Source organism: Streptomyces sp. NPDC057854 (genome assembly GCF_042797055.1).
Taxonomy (GTDB): Bacteria; Actinomycetota; Actinomycetes; order Streptomycetales; family Streptomycetaceae; genus Streptomyces.
This window is the reverse complement of sequence record NZ_JBHVMF010000032.1, coordinates 51,104-72,381: the sequence shown is the minus strand read 5'-3', so window position 1 is coordinate 72,381 and position 21,278 is coordinate 51,104. Positions and strand designations below refer to the sequence as shown.

Genomic DNA, 21,278 nt, shown 5'->3' with positions numbered 1-21,278 from the left:
GCCCCGCACCGGTCGGTGCGGGGCCCTCGCGCGTACCTGCCCGTGGGTCAGCGCTTGTGCTGCGCGTCCGCGACGGTGACCTCGACGCGCTGGAACTCCTTGAGCTCGCTGTAGCCCGTGGTGGCCATCGCGCGGCGCAGGGCGCCGAAGAAGTTCATCGAGCCGTCCGGGGTGTGCGACGGACCGGTGAGGATCTCCTCGGTGGTGCCGACGATGCCCAGGTCGACCAGCTTGCCGCGCGGCACGTCCTCGTGGACGGCCTCCATGCCCCAGTGGTGGCCCTTGCCCGGCGCGTCGGTGGCGCGGGCCAGCGGGGAGCCGATCATCACGGCGTCCGCGCCGCAGGCGATCGCCTTCGGCAGGTCGCCGGACCAGCCCACGCCGCCGTCGGCGATCACGTGCACGTACCGGCCGCCGGACTCGTCCATGTAGTCACGGCGGGCCGCGGCCACGTCGGCGACGGCGGTCGCCATCGGGACCTGGATGCCCAGCACGTTGCGGGTGGTGTGCGCGGCGCCGCCGCCGAAGCCGACCAGGACGCCCGCGGCGCCGGTCCGCATCAGGTGCAGGGCGGCGGTGTACGTGGCGCAGCCGCCGACGATCACCGGGACGTCCAGCTCGTAGATGAACTGCTTCAGGTTCAGCGGCTCGGCGGCGCCGGAGACGTGCTCGGCGGAGACCGTGGTGCCGCGGATGACGAAGATGTCCACGCCCGCGTCGACGACGGCCTTGGAGAACTGGGCGGTGCGCTGCGGGGAGAGCGCGGCGGCGGTGACGACGCCGGAGTCGCGCACCTCCTTGATGCGCTGCCCGATCAGCTCCTCCTTGATCGGAGCGGCGTAGATCTCCTGCAGACGGCGGGTCGCGCGGGCCTCGTCGAGCCCGGCGATCTCGTCGAGCAGCGGCTGCGGGTCCTCGTACCGGGTCCACAGCCCTTCGAGGTTCAGGACGCCCAGGCCACCGAGCTCGCCGATCCGGATGGCGGTCTGCGGGGAGACGACCGAGTCCATCGGGGCGGCCAGGAAGGGCAGCTCGAAGCGGTAGGCGTCGATCTGCCAGGCGATCGAGACCTCCTTCGGGTCCCGGGTGCGCCGGCTCGGTACGACGGCGATGTCGTCGAACGCGTACGCCCTGCGGCCGCGCTTGCCGCGCCCGATCTCGATCTCAGTCACGATGTGTGGCCTTTCCCTCTATGTCTGCGCCTACCAGTATCCCCGACACACGCGCGGGGGGCGGCTCCGGCCACATGCCGGAACCGCCCCCTCCCGTGCGCGCGGACTTACTTCCTGCTGTAGTTCGGCGCCTCGACCGTCATCTGGATGTCGTGCGGGTGGCTCTCCTTGAGGCCCGCCGAGGTGATCCGCACGAAGCGGCCCTTCGACTCCATCTCCTCGATGGTGGCGGCGCCCACGTAGCCCATCGTCTGGCGCAGGCCGCCGACGAGCTGGTGCACGACCGAGGAGAGCGGGCCGCGGTACGGCACCTGGCCCTCGATGCCCTCGGGCACGAGCTTGTCGTCGGAGGTGACGTCGGCCTGGAAGTAGCGGTCCTTCGAGTAGGACCGGCCCTGGCCGCGTGACTGCATGGCGCCGAGCGAGCCCATGCCGCGGTACGACTTGAACTGCTTGCCGTTGATGAAGAGCAGCTCGCCGGGCGACTCCTCGCAGCCCGCGAGGAGGCTGCCGAGCATCACGGTGTCGGCGCCGGCGGCGAGCGCCTTGCCGATGTCGCCGGAGTACTGGAGGCCGCCGTCGCCGATCAGCGGGACGCCGGCGGCGCGGGCCGCGAGGGACGCCTCGTAGATCGCGGTGACCTGCGGGACGCCGATGCCGGCGACCACGCGGGTGGTGCAGATGGAGCCGGGGCCGACGCCGACCTTGATGCCGTCGACACCGGCGTCGATCATCGCCTGGGCGCCGTCGCGGGTGGCGACGTTGCCGCCGATCACGTCGACGTTCACGCTGGACTTGATCTTCGCCATCCAGCTGAGGGCGTTGCTGTTGTGGCCGTGCGAGGTGTCGACGATGAGGAAGTCGACGCCGACGGCGGCGAGCGCCTGGGCGCGCTCCAGGGCCTCGGGGCTGGCGCCGACGGCCGCGCCCACGAGCAGCCGACCCTCGGCGTCCTTGGCGGCGTTGGGGTACTTCTCCGCCTTGACGAAGTCCTTGACGGTGATGAGGCCCTTGAGCACGCCGTCGTCGTCGACGAGCGGCAGCTTCTCGATCTTGTGGCGGCGCAGCAGCTCCATGGCGTCGACGCCGGAGATGCCGACCTTGCCGGTGACCAGCGGCATCGGCGTCATGACCTCGCGGACCTGACGGCTGCGGTCGGTCTCGAAGGCCATGTCGCGGTTGGTGACGATGCCGAGGAGCTTGCCGTCCGGGGCGGTGACCGGGACGCCGCTGATGCGGAACTTGGCGCAGAGGGCGTCGGCCTCGGCGAGGGTCGCCTCCGGGTGGACGGTGATCGGGTCGGTCACCATGCCGGACTCGGAGCGCTTGACGAGGTCCACCTGGTTGACCTGGTCCTCGACGGACAGGTTGCGGTGGAGGACGCCGACGCCGCCCAGACGGGCCATGGCGATCGCCATGCGGGACTCGGTCACCTTGTCCATCGCCGCAGAGAGCAGCGGGATGTTGACCCGGACGTTGCGAGAGATGCGGGACGAGGTGTCGACCGCGTTGGGGAGGACCTCGGAGGCTCCCGGCAGCAGCAGCACGTCGTCGTAGGTCAGCCCGAGTGTCGCGAATTTTTCGGGCACTCCGTCGACGTTGGCAGTCATGACACCTTCCCAAATGGCCTTGATCGGTGCGGGATGTCCATGCTAACGGGCCCGAGCGGTGTCTCATTCCACGAGCAAGATCAGCCGCGAGCTTTGGACCTTCGTACGTGGACGAAAGGGATGACCGGGGCCGGTGCTGCTTACTGCTCGGCGAGGGCGCGCAGCCGGCTGAGGGCGCGGTGCTGGGCGACGCGGACGGCGCCGGGGGACATGCCGAGCATCTGGCCGGTCTCCTCGGCGGTCAGCCCGACGGCGACCCTCAGGACGAGGAGTTCGCGCTGGTTCTCGGGGAGGTTGGCGAGGAGCTTCTTGGCCCATTCGGCGTCGTCGCTGAGGAGGGCGCGCTCCTCGGGGCCGAGGGAGTCGTCGGGCCGCTCGGGCATCTCGTCGGAGGGGACGGCGGTGGAGCCGGGGTGCCGCATGGCGGCGCGCTGGAGGTCGGCGACCTTGTGACCGGCGATGGCGAAGACGAACGCCTCGAAGGGGCGGCCGGTGTCGCGGTAGCGGGGCAGGGCCATGAGGACGGCGACGCAGACCTCCTGCGCGAGGTCCTCGACGAAGTGGCGGGCGTCACCGGGGAGCCGGCTGAGCCGGGTGCGGCAGTAGCGCAGCGCGAGGGGGTGGACCCGCGCGAGCAGGTCGTGGGTGGCCTGGGCGTCCCCTTCGACGGCGCGGTGGACGAGCGCACCGATCTCCCCCTGCCCGGCAGGCATGGGGGAACCCATGGTCTCGTCGTCGCGCATCGCTCCATGGTGCCTTGACGCCTGTCCGTCCGCGGCACCGCGTCCGTAGTTGTGCCCCGAAGCGTTATGAGCAGGTGCGCCGGGATTCATCTCTGGCGCCCTCCCCTTCCGCTCGATCGACTCGTCCCCGAGGAACTCCACACCTCAAGGATGCGGCATCGGGCGGGGAATCGACACAGGCCCGCCCCGTCCGCCGCCCGGCGGACGGGGAGAGGCCGGTGTCCGCGGCTTCAGCGGACCAGGCCCCAGCGGAATCCGAGCGCGACGGCGTGCGCCCGGTCGGAGGCGCCGAGCTTCTTGAAGAGGCGCCGGGCGTGGGTCTTGACGGTGTCCTCGGAGAGGAAGAGCTCGCGCCCGATCTCCGCGTTGGACCGGCCGTGGCTCATGCCTTCGAGGACCTGGATCTCGCGCGCGGTGAGGGTGGGCGCGGCGCCCATCTCGGCCGAGCGGAGCCGGCGCGGGGCGAGCCGCCAGGTCGGGTCGGCGAGCGCCTGGGTGACGGTGGCCCGCAGCTCGGCGCGCGAGGCGTCCTTGTGCAGATAGCCACGGGCACCGGCGGCGACCGCGAGCGCGACGCCGTCGAGGTCCTCGGCGACGGTGAGCATGATGATCCGGGCGCCGGGGTCGGCGGAGAGCAGCCGGCGGACGGTTTCCACACCGCCGAGGCCGGGCATGCGCACGTCCATCAGGATGAGGTCCGAGCGGTCCGCGCCCCAGCGGCGGAGGACTTCCTCGCCGTTGGCCGCGGTGGTCACGCGCTCCACGCCGGGCACGGTCGCGACCGCGCGGCGAAGCGCCTCTCGGGCAAGCGGGGAGTCGTCGCAGACGAGGACGGACGTCATGACTGACCTCCGCGGCTCTCGCAGCTGATGCGCGTCACCTTGAGCCTCCAGGGCTGGTACGTATCGTCACCTGTGCGGTTGACGCTCCCGGACACCTGCCCGATCGCTTGTTCATTCAACCGCCTCGCACTCTCAACGATGGTCACTCGAAAGAGTTACGGGTCGGACGGGACCTTCGGCACTCCTTGTGAGCGGCCGTGCACGGAGAAGAGCGTCGCAGGTCGTGCGTCCACACAGCAGAAGCTATGCCCCATTTAGCGGGTTTTCTTCCCTTTTCGCGGTGTCTGTGGCTAGATTCGCAATGAGTCATATTTACATCTACTTCGACAGTAGGCGGAGTGATCCGCACCGAGCGGGGCACGAGGAACCCCGGGCCGAAAGCCACTCACCGCCCACCCACCCACCCGTTTCGACACGGTTTCAAGGGGACTAGCGCAATGGCAGATTTCTCCCGCCTTCCCGGACCCAACGCCGATCTGTGGGACTGGCAACTGCTCGCGGCCTGCCGCGGCGTCGACAGCTCCCTGTTCTTCCACCCCGAGGGAGAGCGCGGCGCGGCACGGAGTGCGCGTGAGAACTCGGCGAAAGAGGTCTGCATGCGGTGCCCGGTCCGCGCGGAGTGCGCGGCCCACGCACTCGCCGTGCGGGAGCCCTACGGCGTCTGGGGCGGCCTCACCGAGGACGAACGCGAAGAACTCATGGGACGTGCGCGCAACCGTCTGGTCACCGCGGCGCCGGCGACCGGACGCTCGATCGTGGGGCACGCGTGAAGGAACGTTTCCTCGTGAGCTGAGGCCCCGCTTCCGGGGCCCTGACATCCGGGCTGAGATCCGGGCTGAGATCCGGGCGCACGCGCGCGTGGCGACGCGCCGCCCGGGACGCGGCTACGCGCGCGTGGCCGCGCGGGTCAGTTCGTCCAGGGTGGCCGCGACGGCCGGCACCTGGGCCAGGTCCGGCAGGGTCAGCGCCACGATCTCCCGCTCCACGGCCGGCTCGACCGCGACGGTCCGCGCGCCCTTGGGCCGTACGGACTCGATGGCCAGCTCCGGCAGGACGGCCACGCCGAGGCCCGCGCCGACGAGCCCGACCACGGCCGGGTAGTCGTCGGTGGCGAAGTCGATGCGCGGCGCGAAGCCGGCCTCCTCGCAGACGTCGACGAGCTGGCGGCGGCAGCGGGGGCAGCCCGCGATCCAGGAGTCCCCGGCCAGCTCGGCGATGCCGACCGAGCCGGCGCCGGCGAGCGGGTGCGCCTCGGGGACCAGGCCGACGAGCCGGTCGGTGAGCAGCGGGCGCACCACGAGGTCGTCCCATTCGCCGGCCGTGTGGCCCGAGCCGTAGCGGAAGGCGAGGGCGATGTCGCAGTCGCCCTCGCGGAGCATCTCGACGGAGCGCGGCGGCTCGGCCTCGACGAGCGAGACGCGGGTGCCGGGGTGGGCGGCGCGCAACGCGGCGAGGGCGGTGGGGACGAGGGTGGAGCTGCCGCTGGGGAAGGAGACGAGGCGCACCCGGCCGGCCCGCAGGCCCGCGATGGCGGCGACCTCCTCCTCGGCGGCGGTGAGTCCGGCGAGGATGCCGGCGGCGTGCCGGACCAGGACCTCGCCGGCCTGGGTGAGGCGCATCTCACGGCCGGTCCGGATCAGCAGCGGGGTGCCGGCCGAGGTCTCCAGGGCCTTCATCTGCTGGCTGACGGCGGGCTGGGTGCAGCCGAGTTCGCGCGCGGCGGCGGAGAAGGAGCCGGTGGCGGCGACGGCCCGCAGGACGCGGAGGTGGCGTGCCTCGATCATGGGTCGAGCATAAGCGACGCTTGGATGCGAGCACGAATCTTCGATCAGATCTTTGAGGCCCGGGGGTGCGTGCCCGCTTACGCTGCCCCCATGACGACCTTGCTGAGTGTGAACGCGGGCCGCGCGAAGCGCGCGGACTACACGGACGCCCCCTCCGGGACGACGGGCATCGACAAGCGCCCGGTCGAGGGGCCCGTACGGATCGAGTCGCCGGGCCCCAACGGCGTCGGGGCGAGCGGGGTCGCCGGCGACGCCGTGTGCGACCTGCGCTTCCACGGCGGCGCCGACCGCGCGGTGTACGCCTTCGCCCGCGAGGACCTGGACCGCTGGGAGAAGGAGCTGGGCCGGGAGTTGGCGAACGGTTCCTTCGGGGAGAACCTGACGACGAGCGGCCTGGACGTGAACGGGGCGCTGATCGGCGAGCGCTGGCGGATCGGCGGCTCCGTGGTGGTCGAGGTCACCGGCGGCCGGATACCCTGCCGCACCTTCCAGGGCCACCTGGAGGAGCGGGGCGTGGACGCGAAGGGCTGGGTGAAGCGGTTCACGCGCGCCGGGGCCGGGCCGGGGGCGCTGCTGCGGGTGATCGAGCCGGGCGAGGTGCGGGCCGGCGACCCGGTGACGGTGGTGCGCCGGCCGGACCACGACGTCACGGTCGCCCTGCTGCACCGGGCGGCGACGACCGAGCGGGAGCTGCTGGCGCGGACGCTGGTGGCGGCCGAGTGGATGGAGTCCGGCCTGCTGGCCCTCGCCCGCCGGCACGTGGAGCAGTACGGCTCCTGAGGCCGCGGCCGTACGGGCCCCGGGTCCGCGGCCGTACGGAGGCGGGCCGGGGGGTGGCCGCGCGGGCACTACGGTTCCGGTATGACCACTGCACTGATCACGGGAGCCACCGCCGGCATCGGCGCCGCCTTCGCGCGCCGGCTGGCGGCCGACGGGCACGACGTCGTCCTGGTGGCGCGGGACCTGAAGCGCCTTCGGGAGCAGGCCACCGAGCTGCACGACCGGCACGGGGTGGAGGCCGAGGTGCTCGCCGCGGACCTCTCCGCCGAGGACGGGATCGCCTCGGTGGAGGCCCGGCTCTCCGACCCGCGCCGCCCGGTCGACCTGCTGGTGAACAACGCGGGCTTCGGCAACAAGGGCCGGTTCCTCGACGTGTCGATGGCCGACGAGCTGAAGATGCTGACCGTGCACTGCGAGGCGGTGCTGCGGCTGACCTCGGCCGCCGCCGCCGCGATGCGGGAGCGTCGGCGGGGCGCGGTGGTGAACGTGGCGTCGGTGGCCGCCTTCGTGCCGCGCGGCACCTACGGGGCCTCGAAGGCGTGGGTGGTGCAGTTCACCCAGGGCGCGGCCCGGGACCTCGCGGGGAGCGGGGTGCGGCTGATGGCGCTCTGCCCCGGCTTCGTGCGCACCGAGTTCCACGAGCGGGCCGGGATGGGGACGGACAACATCCCCGGCTGGATGTGGCTGGACGCGGACAAGCTGGTGGCGGCGGCCCTGTCGGACCTGGCGCGCGGCAGGACGGTGTCGATCCCGGACCCGCGCTACAAGGCCCTGATGGGCGTGGTGAAGCTGGCGCCGCGCGCGCTGCTCGGCGGGGTGTCGTCGAAGGCGGGCCGCAAGTACGGGCCTCAGTAGCCGCACGTACGGGCCCTCAGTAGCCGCACGTACGGGCCTCAGTGGGCGGCGTACGGCTCCAGCGCGAGCCGTGCGGTGGTCCCGTCCGCCCAGGTGACCCGCAGGTCCGGCCCGTCGGCGACCCGCACCTCGGCGAGGGCGGCGGCGGGGGCGGGGTCGGGCTCGGCGGTGAGCGAGGCGAGGGCGGCGAAGAGCGCGACGGGCCCCCGGGTGGTGCCGTGCAGCGCGAGGGTACGGGTCGGGCCCGGGCCCTGGAGGGTGGCGCCGGTCGGGAGGACGGCGGCCCCGGGGTCGTAGCCGTGGACCGGGTGGAGCTGACCGGCGGGCGCGTCCGGGCCCGGGCCGGTCGTCCAGCCGGTCTGCCGCACGCGGGTCCCGTCGGGGGCGCCGAGGACGAGGTGGGCGCGGAGTTCGGCGCGGCCGTGCGCGAGGACGGCGGAGACGACGCGGACGCCCGGGAGCGGGTGGTGCGCGGAGACCGCCCGGTCGGGGCCGGTGGCCAGCGGTTCGGCGGGGCCCCGGTGGGTGGCGGTGCCGTCGGGGCGGAGCAGCGCGAAGTGGTTGTCGGCGGGGTCGGGGGCGGCGGTGGGGCCGGTGCGGGTGGCGTAGGCGAAGCGGGCGTAGCCGGGGTCGTCGCCGTCGGGGCCGCCCGCGGCGATGTGGTTGCTGCCGTGGTTGTGGAGGCGGACGAGGCCGTCGGCGGCGGTGGTCTGGACGAGCAGGCCGGTGGGGCCGAAGGGGCGTACGGTGTCGGCGCGTTCGGCCGGGAGGGGTTCCTCGGTGGCGGTCCAGGCGGGGTGGCCGGGCGGGAGCAGCAGGCCGAGGAAGCCCTTGGCGGCCCAGTACGGGGAGCCGGGGCCGGAGTACGCCTGGACGAGCGGCGGGTGGGGGCCGTGCCAGCCGAGGGTGAGCAGGCCGCGGGCGTCGGTGGCGCCGCGGTCGAGGAAGTACCGCAGGGTGCCGGAGGCGAGGCGGCGGGTGGCGCCGGGGGTGAGCGGGGTGTGGCCGGTGAGGGTGCCGAGCCAGGGGGCCGCGGCGGCGGCGAAGCGGTAGATCAGGGAGCGGCCGTACGGGACGGGGGCGCCGTTCGCGTCGAAGAGGTGCGCGTGGTCGGCGAGGTGGGCGCGGAGCCGGGGCCCGTACCGGGCGAGCAGGGCGCGGTCGCCGGCCAGGTGGGCGTGGAGCACCGGGTAGAAGTGCAGGGCCCAGGCGTTGTAGTGGTCGAAGGCGCGGTTGTCGCCGTCGCCGTACCAGCCGTCGCCGAGGTACCAGTCCTCGACGCGGGCGAGGGAGCGGTCGATCGTGGCGGCGGCGCGGTCGGTGGCGACGCCGACGTCCTGGAGGAAGCCGGCGACGGTGAGGCCGAAGAGCCACCAGTTGTTGTCCACGGGGGACGGGCCGAGGGCGGGCAGCAGCCAGTCGGCGACCCGTTCGCGGGCGCGGTCGCCGAGGCGGTCCCAGAGCCAGGGGCGGGTGAGGCGCAGGGCGAGGGCGACGGAGGCGGCCTCGACGATCGCCTGGGGGGTGTCGGCGGTGCGGGGCCAGGCGTCGGGGTCGCCGCCGGTGCCGGGGGCGGCGGTGCCGGCGGCGAGTCCGGCCGCGTACCGGTCGAGGTGGCCGTGCGGGTCGTCGCCGTGGGCGCCGGCGACGCGGAGGGCGGCGAGCAGGAAGGTGCGGGCGTAGCCCTCCAGGCCGTCGGAGCGGGCGCCGGACCAGCTGGGGCGGGGGCCGGGGAGGTCGATCCGGCCGCCGCGCGGGGAGGCGTACGGGCGGACGGCGAGGAGCAGCCGGTCGGCGGCGTCCTCCCAGTGGGCGCGGGTCCAGCCGGTGTACGGGCTCCGCTCACGGTCCTCGGGCGGCGTGGGCATGATGCTCCCTGGGGTCCGTGGGTCCGTGGGGTGGCTGCGGGTGCCGCCGGTGCCGCCGGTGCCGGCGGCGCGGGCGGCGCGGCGTGCTTCGGCCGGGGCGGTCGGCGACCCGGCGGGCTTCGGCCGGTCGCCGGAATCCTCGGCGGGGGCCGATCGCCGCGTCAAGAGATACGGATCGAATGATCGAAACTCCCACCGTTCGATCATCGTCGTCTAAGGTCGGTGGACCACCACCACCGCGAGGGGGAACCGCACGTGCGCGAGAGTGCCGCCGAACGACACGCCCGACTGCTGGACCTGGTCCGCGAGCGCGGCACGGTCCGCGTCGCCGAGCTGGCCGGCCTCCTGGGGGTCTCCCCCGTCACCGCCCGCCGCGACGCGGAGGCGCTGGCCTCGCGGGGGCTGCTCGACCGGGTGCACGGACAGGTCTCCTGGCCCCGTCCGGCCGCGTCCGGCGACCCGCGGCCCGGGGCCGGCGAGGGCCTGGTGCTCGGCCTGCTCGCGCCCTCCGCCACGTACTACTTCGCCGAGGTCATCCGGGGCGCGCACGAGGCCGCGGCCCGGGCGGGCGCGCGGCTGGTGCTGCGGATCTCGGACTACCGGCCGGAGGAGGACCGGGCCCGCACCGAGGGGCTGCTCGCGGCCGGCGCCGAGGGGGTCCTGGTGGCGCCGGGCTGGCTGGGGCCGGAGGACCGGCGCGCGTACGGCGACTGGCTCGCCCGGCTGCCGGTGCCGGCGGTGCTGCTGGAGCGGCGCGCCGAGCCGGGCAGCGCGCTCGACGGGCTGGACCGGGTGGCGTCGGACCACGCGCACGGAGTGCTGCTCGCCCTGCGCCACCTGGTCGGGCTGGGGCACGCGGCGCCGCTGCTGGTGGCGCGCGGCGACTCGCCGACGGCGCTCGCGGTGCGGGCGGGGTACGCGGAGGCGCTGGCGGTGCTGGGCCTGGCGGAGCCGCGGCCGGTGATCGACTCCGTACCGGCCGACGCGGATCCAGAGGGGTTCGAGCGGGCGGTGCGGGCGCTGTACGAGGAGGTGCGCTCGGGCCGGGCGAGCGCGGCGCTGGTCCACAACGACGTGGACGCGATCGAGATCGTGCAGCGGCTCGCCCCGCTCGGCGTGCGGGTCCCGGAGGACCTGGCCCTCATCGCGTACGACGACGAGGTCGCCGCGCTGGCCGACACCCCGCTGACGGCGGTCGCCCCGCCGAAGCGGGAGGTGGGCCGGCACGCCACGGAACTGCTGGTGGAGCGGCTGACCGGGGGCGCCGGCGAGGAGGCGGCGGGCCGGCACGTGAGCCTGCTGCCGCGGCTGCGGGTGCGGGCGTCCTGCGGGGCGGCCCGCCCCGTACCGTTCGCCTGATCGATCTGTTGTTTTTTCGATCATTCAATCTTTCGCTCTTGACTTCGTTCAGGAACGGTCCCAGGATCACGGCCAACCCCGTCCGCGCCGCCGATCAGGAGCCGTGCCGTGAGCCTCATCCGGAGCAGAACGTCCCGCGTCATCGCCGGCACCGCCACCGCCCTGGCCGTCCTCACGGCCTGCGGCGGAGGCGGTGACACCGCCGATTCCGCCGCCGGCGGACCCGTCACGATCACCTTCTGGGGCTGGGCCAAGGGCTCCAAGGACGTCGTCGACGCCTTCAACGCCTCCCACACCGACATCAAGGTCGTCTTCGAGGAGATCCCCTCCGGCAACGCCGGCGGCTACGCCAAGATCTCCAACGCCGTGAAGGCCGGCAACGCCCCCGACCTCGTCTCCGTCGAGTACCCCTCGCTCCCCGAGTTCGTCTCCTCCGGCGCCCTCCAGGAGATCGGCGACGTCTTCCCCGCCTCCGCCCGCGCCGGACTCCTCCCCCAGGCCGTCGAGCTCACCACCCTCGGCGGCAAGAACTGGGCCGTCCCCTTCGACGCCGCCCCGCAGGCCCTCTACTACCGCAAGGACCTCTTCGCGAAGCACCGGATCGAGGTCCCCGCCACCTGGGACGCCTTCCGGAAGGCCGCCGAGCAGGTGAAGAAGGCCGACGCGAAGGCCCGCATCGCCACCTTCTTCCCCGACGACCCCACCACGTTCGAAGCCATGGCCTGGCAGGCCGGCGCCCAGTGGTTCAAGGCCGAGGACGACACCTGGAAGATCGACACCACCGACCCCGCCACCACCAAGGTCACCGCCTACTGGCAGGGCCTCCTCGACGCCGGGCTCGTCCACAAGAACGCCTCCTTCAGCCCCGAGTGGACCGGCTCCCTCAAGAACGGCACCACCTACGCCTATCTCGGCGCCTCCTGGGGCGCCGGCGTCCTCAAGGGCACCCTCCCCGAACAGGCCGGCAAGTGGGCCGTCGCCCCGATACCCACCTGGGACGGCAAGCCCGCCTCCGGCATGCTCGGCGGCTCCACCTTCGCCGTGCCGAAGAACAGCACCAAGAAGAAGGCCGCCGTCGCGTTCGCCACCTGGATGGCCACCACCGAGGAGGGCGTGAAGGCCCGCATCGCCTCCGGCACCTCCAGCGCCTTCCCCGCCGCCACCGCGCTGCGCCCCGCCGCCAAGAAGGCGTTCGACGCGAGCTTCTACGGCGGCCAGGACATCTACGCCCTCTTCGAGGCCGCCGGCGCCTCCATCCGCCCCCAGTGGTCCTGGGGCCCCACCACCGGCACCACCAACACCGCCATCAAGGACCGCTTCGGCGCCGTCGCCCCCGGCGGCCCCACCCTCGCCGACGCGGTGAAGGCCGGCCACGACGCCACCGTCGCCGAACTCACCAAGCGCGGCCTGAAGGTCGAGGGCTGAGCACGTGAAGGCCCGCACCCGTGCCGCGGCACTCCTGCTGACCCCGTTCTTCCTGCTCTTCACCGCGGTGCTGGTGGTGCCGATCGGCTACGCGGTCTGGCTGAGCCTCTTCACCGAGAAGCAGTCGGGACTCGGCTTCGGCGGCTCCGAGACCGTCTTCACCGGACTCGGCAACTACGCCGCGGCACTGGGCGACCGGGCCTTCCGCGACGGCTTCGGCGTGCTGCTCGGCTACTGCCTGCTCTACCTGCCGCTGCTGCTCGCCGGAGCCCTCGGCCTCGCCCTGCTCCTCGACACCGCGCTCGCCCGCGCCCGCCGCTTCTTCCAGCTCGCGCTCTTCCTGCCGCACGCCGTCCCCGGCATCATCGCCGCCCTGATCTGGGTCTACCTCTACACGCCTCAGCTCAGCCCGGTCGTCCAGGCGATGGAGGCCGGCGGGATCGGCTTCGACTTCTTCTCCCCCGAAGGCGCCCTGCCGTCCGTCGTCAACATCGCCCTGTGGGAATGGCTCGGCTACAACCTGATCATCTTCTACGCCGCCCTCCAGGCCATCGACCGCTCCGTCCTCGAAGCCGCCACCGTCGACGGCGCCGGCGCCTGGCGCACCGCCTTCTCCGTCAAGATCCCGCTGCTGCGCGGCTCCCTGGCGATGGTCGGCCTCTTCACCGTCATCGGCTCCCTCCAGCTCTTCACCGAACCGCTGATCCTCAGCAGGGGCACGGGCTCCGCCGTCACCTCCACCTGGACGCCGAACATGTACGCGTACTCCGCCGCCTTCGACCGCAACGACTACGGACTGGCCGCCGCCGCCTCGATCCTGCTCGCCCTCACGGCCGCGCTGCTCTCCTTCGCCGTCACCCGCCTCACCCGGGACCGGAAGGAGAAGACCGCATGAGCACCCCCCGCTCCCGCTGGCTGTCGAAGACCGCCGTCAACGGCGTGCTCCTCCTCGCCACCTGCTACATGCTCTTCCCGCTGGTCTGGCTGGTCACCGCCGCCACCAAGGACGCCGGAGGCCTCCTCGCCGGGAACGCCTTCTCCTTCGAGGGCTTCGACCTCGGCGGCAACCTCGCCCGGCTCGCCGACTACCACGACGGCCTCTACTTCCGCTGGTACCTCAACAGCCTGCTCTACGCCGGAGTCGGCGCCGCCGCCTGCGCGCTGATCAGCGTCGCCGCCGGATACGCCTTCCACGTCTACGACTTCCGCGGCAAGGAGAAGCTCTTCGGCCTCGTCCTCCTCGGCGTCCTCGTCCCCACCACCGCGCTCGCCCTGCCGATGTACCTGCTCGCCAGCGAGATCGGCATCGTCAACACCTACGCCGCCGTCCTCCTGCCGGTCCTCGTCAACCCCTTCGGGGTCTACCTCTCCCGGGTGCTCTGCGCCGCGTACGTGCCCGACGAGGCCCTGGAGGCCGCCCGGATCGACGGCGCCGGCGAGATGCGGGTCTTCTGGTCGATCGGGCTGCGCACGGTCATGCCGGGCTTCGTGACCGTCTTCCTCTTCCAGTTCACGGCCGTCTGGAACAACTTCTTCCTGCCCCTGGTGATGCTCTCGGACCAGAAGCTCTTCCCGCTGAGCCTCGGCCTCTACGCGTGGAACAGCAACGCCCACGCCGAACCCGACTACTACCCCCTCGTCGTCACCGGTTCGCTGCTCGCCGTCGTCCCCCTCGTCGTCGCCTTCGTCTCGCTCCAGCGCCACTGGAAGGCCGGACTGACCGCCGGCAGCGTCAAGTGAGGAGCACCCGCCCCGCCATGCGCCCCACCACCGACCACCGCCCCGCCCTCCTCCTCGCGATGGGCCCCGGCGTCGCCGGCCGGCTCCTCACCGGCGCCCACCGCGCCCGCCTCGCCGAACTCACCCGCACCGACCCGGACCTGGTCGCCCACGACCTCGCCGACCCCGGCCCGCGCGCCGCCGCCGCCCTCGCCGAGGCCGAACTCCTCCTCACCTGCTGGGGCGCCACCCCGCTCACCCCCGAGGTACTGGCCCGCGCGCCCCGCCTCCAGGCCGTGGTGCACGCCGCCGGTTCGGTCAAGCACCACGTCACCGACGCCTGCTGGGAGCGCGGCCTGCGGGTCACCAGCGCCGCCGCCGCCAACGCGCTGCCGGTCGCCGAGTACACCCTCGCCGCGATCCTCTTCGCCGGGAAGGGCGTGCTGCGCTCGGCCCAGCGGTACGCCGAACTGCGCACCGGCCACGCCTGGCTCGCCGAGTCCGCCGCCTGGGGCAACTACCGCCGCACGGTCGGCGTCGTCGGCGCCTCCCGCATCGGCCGCCGGGTCGTCGAACTGCTCCGCCCCTTCGACCTGGAGGTGCTGCTGTACGACCCGTACCTGACGGACCCGCCGCCCGGCGCCACCCTGGCCGGCCTGGACGAGCTGTGCGCCCGCAGCTCGGTGGTCTCCGTGCACGCGCCCCAGCTCCCGTCCACGTACCGCATGATCGGGGCCCGCCAGCTCGCCGCCCTGCCCGACGGCGCCACCCTGGTCAACACCTCCCGCGGCTCCCTGGTCGACGAGGACGCCCTCCTGCCCCACCTCGTCGCGGGCCGCCTCCACGCGGTCCTCGACGTGACCGACCCGGAGGTCCCGCCCGCCGACTCCCCCCTCTACCGCCTGCCCAACGTGCTGCTCACCCCGCACATCGCCGGCTCGCTCGGCAACGAGCTGCACCGGATGGCCGACCAGGCCCTGGACGAGATCGCCCGCTACACCCGCGGCGAGCCCTTCGCCGAGGAGGTCCGGGCCGCCGACCTCGGCCGCTCGGCCTAGACCGGCCTAGACTGGAAGGGTCCATCCGCGGCTTCGCCCGGTCGGAGGCGGCCATGACCTTCGTGCAGATCATCGATTGCAGGACGAGCCAGGTCGACGAGCTCAACCGGCTCATGGACCGGTGGGTCGAGCAGACCCGGGGGAAACGGACCGCCACCCACAGCATCGTCGGGACCGACCGGTCCGACGCCACGCACGTCGTGGAGATCGTCGAGTTCCCCTCGTACGACGTGGCCATGCGCAACTCGCAGCTGCCGGAGACCGACCGGATCTTCCACGAGATGGTCGCCCTCTGCGACGAGATGCCGGTCTTCACCGACCTGGACGTGATCCGGGACGAGGCCCTGTACAAGGCGAACGCGCGGCAGCTGTTCGAGCGGATCGCGGACAGCACGGACGTGGCGCTGCTCGACGTCCTGCTCGCCGAGGGCTACCACGACCACGATCCGGCGAACCCGCAGGACGTGATCGGGATGGACGCGGTCCGGCGCGAGGTGGAGGAGTGGCGCGCGGGCTTCGACTTCGTGTTCACCGTCGAGGACCAGATCGCCGACGGCGACCGGGTGTGCACCCGGTGGTCCTGGCGCGGCACCCACGTCGGCGACTTCCGGGGCCTCCAGCCGACCGGCATGGAGGTGACCATGACCGGCACCACCATCCACCGCTTCGGCGACGACGGGAAGATCACCGAGGGCTGGTGGCAGTACGACCAGCTCGGCCTGATGGGCCAGCTCGGCGCGGTCGAGGTCTGAGGCGGCGGACGACGAGGCCCGGTGCCCCCGCGACGGGGGCACCGGGCCTCAGGACGTCAGGACGTCAGTGGGAGTGGCCGTGACCGTGGCCGTGGCCGTGGTCCGCCGGCTCCTCCTCCTTCTTCTCCACCACGAGGGTCTCGGTGGTGAGGAGCAGGGAGGCGATGGAGGCGGCGTTCTCCAGGGCGGAGCGGGTGACCTTGACCGGGTCGATGACGCCGGCCTTGACCAGGTCGCCGTACTCGCCGGTGGCGGCGTTGAAGCCCTGGCCCTTGTCGAGCTCGGCGACCTTGGAGGTGATGACGTAGCCCTCCAGGCCGGCGTTCTCGGCGATCCAGCGCAGCGGCTCGACGGCGGCGCGGCGGACCACGGCGACACCCGTGGCCTCGTCGCCGGTCTTGCCGAGGTTGTCGTCCAGGACCTTCACGGCGTGGACGAGCGCGGAGCCACCACCGGAGACGATGCCCTCCTCGACCGCGGCGCGGGTCGCGGAGATGGCGTCCTCCAGACGGTGCTTCTTCTCCTTCAGCTCCACCTCGGTGGCGGCGCCGACCTTGATGACGCACACGCCGCCGGCCAGCTTCGCGAGGCGCTCCTGGAGCTTCTCGCGGTCCCAGTCGGAGTCCGTGGCCTCGATCTCGGCCTTGATCTGGGCGACGCGGCCCGCGACGTCCTCGGCCTTGCCGCCGCCGTCGACGATCGTGGTGTCGTCCTTGGTGACGGTCACGCGGCGGGCGGTGCCCAGCACGTCCAGACCGGCCTGGTCGAGCTTGAGGCCGACCTCCTCGGCGATGACGGTGGCACCGGTGAGGGTGGCCATGTCCTGGAGCATCGCCTTGCGGCGGTCACCGAAGCCGGGGGCCTTGACGGCCACGGCGTTGAACGTGCCGCGGATCTTGTTGACGACGAGGGTGGAGAGGGCCTCGCCCTCGACGTCCTCGGCGATGATCAGCAGCGGCTTGGAGGCACCGGCCTGGATGACCTTCTCCAGGAGCGGCAGCAGGTCCTGGATGGAGGAGATCTTGCCCTGGTTGATCAGGATGTACGGGTCGTCGAGGACGGCCTCCATACGCTCCTGGTCGGACACCATGTACGGGGAGAGGTAGCCCTTGTCGAAGGCCATGCCCTCGGTGAACTCCAGCTCCAGGCCGAAGGTGTTGGACTCCTCGACGGTGATGACACCGTCCTTGCCGACCTTGTCCATGGCCTCGGCGATGAGCTCGCCGACCTGCTGGTCCTGGGCGGAGAGGGCGGCGACGGCGGCGATGTCCGACTTGTCGTCGATCGGGCGCGCGGTGGCGAGCAGCTCCTCGGAGACGGCCTTGACGGCGGCGTCGATGCCCTTCTTCAGGGCGGCCGGGGAGGCGCCGGCGGCGACGTTGCGCAGACCCTCGCGGACGAGCGCCTGGGCGAGCACGGTGGCGGTGGTGGTGCCGTCACCCGCGATGTCGTTGGTCTTGGTCGCCACCTCCTTGACGAGCTGGGCGCCGAGGTTCTCGTACGGGTCCTCGATCTCGACCTCGCGGGCGATCGTGACACCGTCGTTGGTGATGGTGGGGGCGCCGAACTTCTTGTCGATGACGACGTTGCGGCCCTTGGGGCCGATCGTCACCTTCACCGTGTCGGCCAGCTTGTTGACGCCGCGCTCAAGGGCGCGACGGGCGTCCTCGTCGAACTTCAGGATCTTCGCCATGGGAGCGATTCAGCCCTCTCGGAAATCGTGTGGAGAAAGAACCGCGCCCCTGGACGCCCATGGGATCAAGGGGTCAGGGGCGCGGTGCGAAGCAGATACGTCGTCTCTTACTTCTCGATGATCGCGAGCACGTCGCGGGCCGAGAGGACGAGGTACTCGTCGCCGTTGTACTTCACCTCGGTGCCGCCGTACTTGCTGTAGAGCACGACGTCGCCGACCTTGACGTCGAGCGGCAGGCGCTCGCCGTTCTCGAAGCGGCCCGGGCCCACGGCGAGGACGGCGCCCTCCTGGGGCTTCTCCTTCGCGGTGTCCGGGATGACCAGGCCGGAGGCCGTGGTCTGCTCGGCGTCGAGCGGCTGGACCACGATGCGGTCCTCAAGCGGCTTGATGGCAACCTTGGAGCTGGCGGTCGTCACGATCCGACCTCCCCCTTCGGAGATCTCGCGGGGTTAACTGTCTGGGGCCGCGACCAGCCGGATCCGTCGTCGCGGGTGCCGGACCTGCCCGTCGCTGTCCTGGCACTCTCCGGTGGGGAGTGCCAGAGCCGAGACTATGACCGCGATTAGCACTCGGTCAAGCGGAGTGCCAATTCCTCACTCCGTGGCGGCGTCCGCGCGGACGGCGTCCCCGGCGGGACCCCGCTCGCCGACCCGCTCGACCGCCTTCCGGCCGAGCCGTTCCAGCGGGTCGACGGCGGAGGCGCAGCCGGTGAGGGCGACGAGGAGCGCGGCGGCGACCAGCGCGCGGAGCGGGGTCGTACGCGGTCCTCCGGGCCCGCTCATACGTAGTCCTCCAGCCGGGCGACCGCGTACCCCTTCGCCGTGATCACGTTCATCGCCCTGCGGATCATGTCCGGCATGCTGCCCTTCCAGTCCTCCTCGCCGCGGAAGTGGGTGAGGACGATGTCGCCGGGGTGGAGGTCGCGGTCCCACTCGCGCCACTCCATGTGGTCGGGGAACGCCTCGGAGGCCCACAGCGGGACGGCCTTGACGCCGCACGCCTTCGCGGCGCGCAGGGTGTCCTCGTTGTAGTTGCCGTAGGGCGGGCGGAACAGCTCGGGCCGCTTGCCGTACCGCTTCTCGATGACGTCCTGCATGCCGCAGATCTCGCGCTTCTGGCGGGCGTAGGAGAGGGCGGGCAGGTACTTGTGGTTGAGGGTGTGGTTGTGGAGGGCGACGCCGCGGGGCTGCGACTTCTGCATCTTCGCGAAGTAGGCGTAGTCGTCGCTGACCACGTAGTCGCTGAGGAACGCGCTGTACGGGATGTCCAGTTCGGCCATCATCCGGATGAGCTCGGGGTCCTTCTCGGCGCCGTCGTCGATCGTCAGGAAGACGACCTTCTCCTTGGTGGGGACGGTGGTGAAGACGGGCGGCAGGCCCTCGCCGTCGGTCTCGAAGCCCTTCCGGGTGGTGATCCTCGGCTTCGTCCTCGGCGGGGCGGGCGCCTCCAGCGGCGTCAGCTTGAGGCCCCACTTCCTGGCGGCGGCGGCCCGGGCGGCCTGCCGCTTCGCCAGCGCGGCCTTCTTCTCCCGGGCGACCTGGGCGGCGGTCTTCGCCGGGGCCTGCTGTCCGGCGGCGGGGGCGGGGGCGCCGCCGGAGCCGGCGGCGGGGCCGTCGGGGCCGCCGGAGCAGGCGGCGGTGGAGGTGAGCGCGGCGACGAGGAGCGCGGCCCCCAGGACGCGGCGCGAGCCACCCTTAATCATCATTTGTTCCTTTTGTCGTACGGGCCGTATGGCGCCGCATCCTGTCAGCGCGACCCGCCCGCCCGGCCGCGACACCGCCGTACCGGCCCCACCGTCCCCCGCCCGGCCCACACCGCGCCCCCGGGGAGAATGGGACGGTGACCGACCTCGCCGCCTTCACCGCGCTGCTCGCCCCCGAGGGCCAGACCCTCCTCGCCGCCCTGCGCGACTACGACCCCGCCCAGGAGCTGGCCGTCGCCTCCCGGCTGCGCCGCGACCACCCCGCCGAGCTGGTCTCGGCGGCCCTCGGGCAGGCCCGGCTGCGGCAGCGCGCGGTGGCGAAGTTCGGCGCCGAGGACGCGTACCGCATGTACTTCACGCCGAACGGCGTCGAGCAGTCCACCCGCGCGACCGTCGGCACCTACCGCGCGGCCCGCCTCAAGGCCCTCGGCGTCGGCTCGGTCGCCGACCTCTGCTCCGGCGTCGGCGGCGACGCGCTCGCGCTCGCCCGCGCCGGCATCTCCGTCCTCGCCGTCGACCGCGACCCGCTCACCGCCGAGGTCGCCCGCGCCAACGCCGCCGCGCTCGGCCTCGACGGCCTCATCGAGGTCCGCTGCGCCGACGTCACCGAGATCGACACCCGCCCGTACGACGCCGTCTTCGTCGACCCGGCACGGCGCGGCGGCCGTGGCCGGATCTTCGACCCCGAGGCCTACTCGCCGCCGCTCTCCTGGGCCATGGACGCCGCCCGGAAGGCCCCGCACGCGGCCCTGAAGATCGCGCCCGGCATCCCCCACGAGACCGTCCCGGACGAGGCCGAGGCCGAGTGGATCTCGGACGGCGGCGACGTGAAGGAGGCCGTGCTCTGGTTCGGTACGGAGCCGGGCGCGCGCCGCGCCACCCTGCTGCCCTCCGGCGCGAGCCTCACCGGCCGCGGCCTGCCCGACCCGCCGGTCCGCCCGGTCGGCCGCTACCTGTACGAGCCGGACGGCGCCGTCATCCGCGCCCACCTGGTCGCCGAGGTCGCCGAGGAGCTGGACGGCGGCCTGATCGACGCGACGATCGCCTACGTCACCGCCGACGCCCTGGTCCCCACCCCGTACGCCTCCGCCTACGAGATCACCGACGAACTCCCCTTCAACCTCAAGAAGCTGAAGGCCCTGCTGCGCGAGCGGGAGGTGGGCAACCTGACGGTGAAGAAGCGCGGCTCGGCCGTCGAGCCCGAGGAGATCCGCCGCAAGGTGCGGCCCAAGGGCCCGAACGCGGCGACGGTGCTGCTCACACGTGTCGCGGGCGCCCCGACGATGCTGATCGGCCGGCCGGCGCGAGCCTGAGCGCCGTCCGGAAGTGCCCGACGGCCTTGAAGAGCCCGATCAGGCCGTTGATCCAGAAGATCAGGGCGACGCCCATGCCGTACGCGACGAGGCCGTAGCCCTCCGACGGGCTCGCCGCGGCGGGCACGGCGAAGCCCAGCCACAGCCCGAGCCCGCACAGCAGGCTGGAGACCACCATCCAGCAGGCGCTCAGCACCGGCCTGCGCAGCCGCGCGTCCGTCGGCCCGTGCCGGTCCAGGGCCGCCCACAGCAGCAGCCGCTCGCCCGCCACCCGGTCCCGGCGCACCCCGCGCACCACGAGCCACACGCCCGGCACCATCACGCCGAGGCCCAGGAGGGCGGCGAACAGCCCGACGAAGAACGCGATCGGGTCGAAGGCCGACCCGTGGCCCAGCTCGACGAGCAGCATGCCGGTCATGCCCCAGCCCACCTGGAGCACCAGGACCGCGCCCGCGAACAGCCCGAACCGCCCGCCCCCGAGCAGACGCCGCGTCAACTCCTCCAGGGCCATCGCCCGGTCGGCGAGCAGCGCGTCCCGGTCGGGCCAGCTGCGGAGTTCGGCGGGCGGGGGCGGCGGGGGCAGCGGTATGCGCGACGACATGC

General features: G+C 72.9%; 21 protein-coding genes. 10 read left to right on the top strand and 11 right to left on the bottom strand.

Translation table 11 applies throughout. The features are described from left to right. Positions 1-47: 47 nt before the first annotated feature. The 4 genes from ACFVQZ_RS33230 to ACFVQZ_RS33215 form a co-directional block, all read right to left on the bottom strand. Positions 48-1,172: a GuaB3 family IMP dehydrogenase-related protein gene (locus tag ACFVQZ_RS33230; protein WP_030494310.1), complete on the bottom strand. Its 1,125-nt coding sequence runs from the start codon at positions 1,170-1,172 to the stop codon at positions 48-50. Positions 1,173-1,279: 107 nt separating this feature from the next. Beyond that, positions 1,280-2,782 carry an IMP dehydrogenase gene (gene guaB / locus ACFVQZ_RS33225; RefSeq protein WP_030494309.1) on the bottom strand — a complete coding sequence of 501 codons (1,503 nt, stop codon included), beginning with the start codon at positions 2,780-2,782 and terminating at the stop codon, positions 1,280-1,282. Between the two features lie 140 nt (positions 2,783-2,922). Further along, complete coding sequence (locus ACFVQZ_RS33220) at positions 2,923-3,525, bottom strand: sigma-70 family RNA polymerase sigma factor (RefSeq protein WP_030494308.1); 603 nt, start codon at positions 3,523-3,525, stop codon at positions 2,923-2,925. A gap of 230 nt (positions 3,526-3,755) precedes the next feature. Then, positions 3,756-4,367: a response regulator transcription factor gene (locus ACFVQZ_RS33215; protein WP_003948568.1), complete on the bottom strand. Its 612-nt coding sequence runs from the start codon at positions 4,365-4,367 to the stop codon at positions 3,756-3,758. A 437-nt stretch (positions 4,368-4,804) separates the two neighbouring features. Between ACFVQZ_RS33215 and ACFVQZ_RS33210 the strand changes: the two genes are divergently transcribed. Further along, positions 4,805-5,137 (top strand): WhiB family transcriptional regulator, encoded by a 333-nt coding sequence (locus ACFVQZ_RS33210; protein WP_030494307.1) that lies wholly within the window; start codon positions 4,805-4,807, stop codon positions 5,135-5,137. Positions 5,138-5,251: 114 nt separating this feature from the next. Here the strand turns inward: ACFVQZ_RS33210 and ACFVQZ_RS33205 are convergent, their stop codons facing one another. Beyond that, a complete protein-coding gene (locus ACFVQZ_RS33205) occupies positions 5,252-6,151 on the bottom strand; it encodes a LysR family transcriptional regulator (protein ID WP_030494306.1) in 900 nt (299 codons plus the stop codon). A gap of 90 nt (positions 6,152-6,241) precedes the next feature. Here ACFVQZ_RS33205 and ACFVQZ_RS33200 point away from each other — a divergent pair, with 90 nt between their 5' ends. Both ACFVQZ_RS33200 and ACFVQZ_RS33195 read left to right on the top strand, forming a co-directional pair. Beyond that, positions 6,242-6,931: an MOSC domain-containing protein gene (locus ACFVQZ_RS33200; RefSeq protein WP_383628510.1), complete on the top strand. Its 690-nt coding sequence runs from the start codon at positions 6,242-6,244 to the stop codon at positions 6,929-6,931. Between the two features lie 81 nt (positions 6,932-7,012). After that, on the top strand, positions 7,013-7,786 hold the full coding sequence (locus ACFVQZ_RS33195; RefSeq protein WP_030494304.1) for an SDR family NAD(P)-dependent oxidoreductase: 774 nt from the start codon (positions 7,013-7,015) through the stop codon (positions 7,784-7,786). Between the two features lie 38 nt (positions 7,787-7,824). Here ACFVQZ_RS33195 and ACFVQZ_RS33190 read toward each other — a convergent pair whose 3' ends face one another. Beyond that, on the bottom strand, positions 7,825-9,654 hold the full coding sequence (locus tag ACFVQZ_RS33190; protein ID WP_030494303.1) for a DUF2264 domain-containing protein: 1,830 nt from the start codon (positions 9,652-9,654) through the stop codon (positions 7,825-7,827). Positions 9,655-9,909: 255 nt separating this feature from the next. On the opposite strand from ACFVQZ_RS33190, the gene ACFVQZ_RS33185 reads away from it, so the two are divergent. From ACFVQZ_RS33185 to ACFVQZ_RS33160, 6 genes are all read left to right on the top strand, one after another. After that, positions 9,910-11,013 carry a DeoR/GlpR family transcriptional regulator gene (locus ACFVQZ_RS33185; protein WP_030494302.1) on the top strand — a complete coding sequence of 368 codons (1,104 nt, stop codon included), beginning with the start codon at positions 9,910-9,912 and terminating at the stop codon, positions 11,011-11,013. Between the two features lie 108 nt (positions 11,014-11,121). After that, the gene (locus tag ACFVQZ_RS33180) at positions 11,122-12,438 is read left to right on the top strand and encodes an ABC transporter substrate-binding protein (RefSeq protein ID WP_383628507.1); all 1,317 of its coding nucleotides are present in this window, start codon (positions 11,122-11,124) and stop codon (positions 12,436-12,438) included. A 4-nt stretch (positions 12,439-12,442) separates the two neighbouring features. Next, entirely contained in the window at positions 12,443-13,333 is an 891-nt protein-coding gene (locus ACFVQZ_RS33175) for a carbohydrate ABC transporter permease (RefSeq protein WP_030494300.1), read from the top strand. Then, positions 13,330-14,178 carry a carbohydrate ABC transporter permease gene (locus tag ACFVQZ_RS33170; RefSeq protein WP_383628505.1) on the top strand — a complete coding sequence of 283 codons (849 nt, stop codon included), beginning with the start codon at positions 13,330-13,332 and terminating at the stop codon, positions 14,176-14,178. Before ACFVQZ_RS33175 ends, ACFVQZ_RS33170 begins: the two co-directional genes overlap by 4 nt. A 17-nt stretch (positions 14,179-14,195) precedes the next feature. Then, on the top strand, positions 14,196-15,215 hold the full coding sequence (locus ACFVQZ_RS33165; RefSeq protein WP_383628503.1) for a hydroxyacid dehydrogenase: 1,020 nt from the start codon (positions 14,196-14,198) through the stop codon (positions 15,213-15,215). Positions 15,216-15,268: 53 nt separating this feature from the next. Continuing rightward, entirely contained in the window at positions 15,269-15,967 is a 699-nt protein-coding gene (locus ACFVQZ_RS33160) for an ester cyclase (RefSeq protein ID WP_383628501.1), read from the top strand. Positions 15,968-16,031: 64 nt separating this feature from the next. Here ACFVQZ_RS33160 and groL read toward each other — a convergent pair whose 3' ends face one another. The 4 genes from groL to ACFVQZ_RS33140 all read right to left on the bottom strand — a co-directional run bounded on the left by groL (position 16,032) and on the right by ACFVQZ_RS33140 (position 19,362). After that, positions 16,032-17,660 carry a chaperonin GroEL gene (gene groL / locus ACFVQZ_RS33155; RefSeq protein ID WP_030494296.1) on the bottom strand — a complete coding sequence of 543 codons (1,629 nt, stop codon included), beginning with the start codon at positions 17,658-17,660 and terminating at the stop codon, positions 16,032-16,034. A 107-nt stretch (positions 17,661-17,767) separates the two neighbouring features. Continuing rightward, positions 17,768-18,076, bottom strand: coding sequence for a co-chaperone GroES (groES, locus tag ACFVQZ_RS33150; RefSeq protein WP_004955293.1), 309 nt, complete (start codon positions 18,074-18,076; stop codon positions 17,768-17,770). 177 nt (positions 18,077-18,253) lie between these two features. Beyond that, complete coding sequence (locus ACFVQZ_RS33145) at positions 18,254-18,442, bottom strand: hypothetical protein (RefSeq protein WP_030494295.1); 189 nt, start codon at positions 18,440-18,442, stop codon at positions 18,254-18,256. Beyond that, entirely contained in the window at positions 18,439-19,362 is a 924-nt protein-coding gene (locus tag ACFVQZ_RS33140; protein ID WP_383628517.1) for a polysaccharide deacetylase family protein, read from the bottom strand. The genes ACFVQZ_RS33145 and ACFVQZ_RS33140 overlap by 4 nt, the downstream gene beginning before the upstream one ends. A 137-nt stretch (positions 19,363-19,499) precedes the next feature. On the opposite strand from ACFVQZ_RS33140, the gene ACFVQZ_RS33135 reads away from it, so the two are divergent. After that, entirely contained in the window at positions 19,500-20,675 is a 1,176-nt protein-coding gene (locus ACFVQZ_RS33135) for a methyltransferase domain-containing protein (RefSeq protein ID WP_383628498.1), read from the top strand. Here the strand turns inward: ACFVQZ_RS33135 and ACFVQZ_RS33130 are convergent. Beyond that, entirely contained in the window at positions 20,620-21,276 is a 657-nt protein-coding gene (locus ACFVQZ_RS33130) for a hypothetical protein (RefSeq protein ID WP_030494292.1), read from the bottom strand. The genes ACFVQZ_RS33135 and ACFVQZ_RS33130 overlap by 56 nt on opposite strands. Positions 21,277-21,278: the final 2 nt, after the last annotated feature.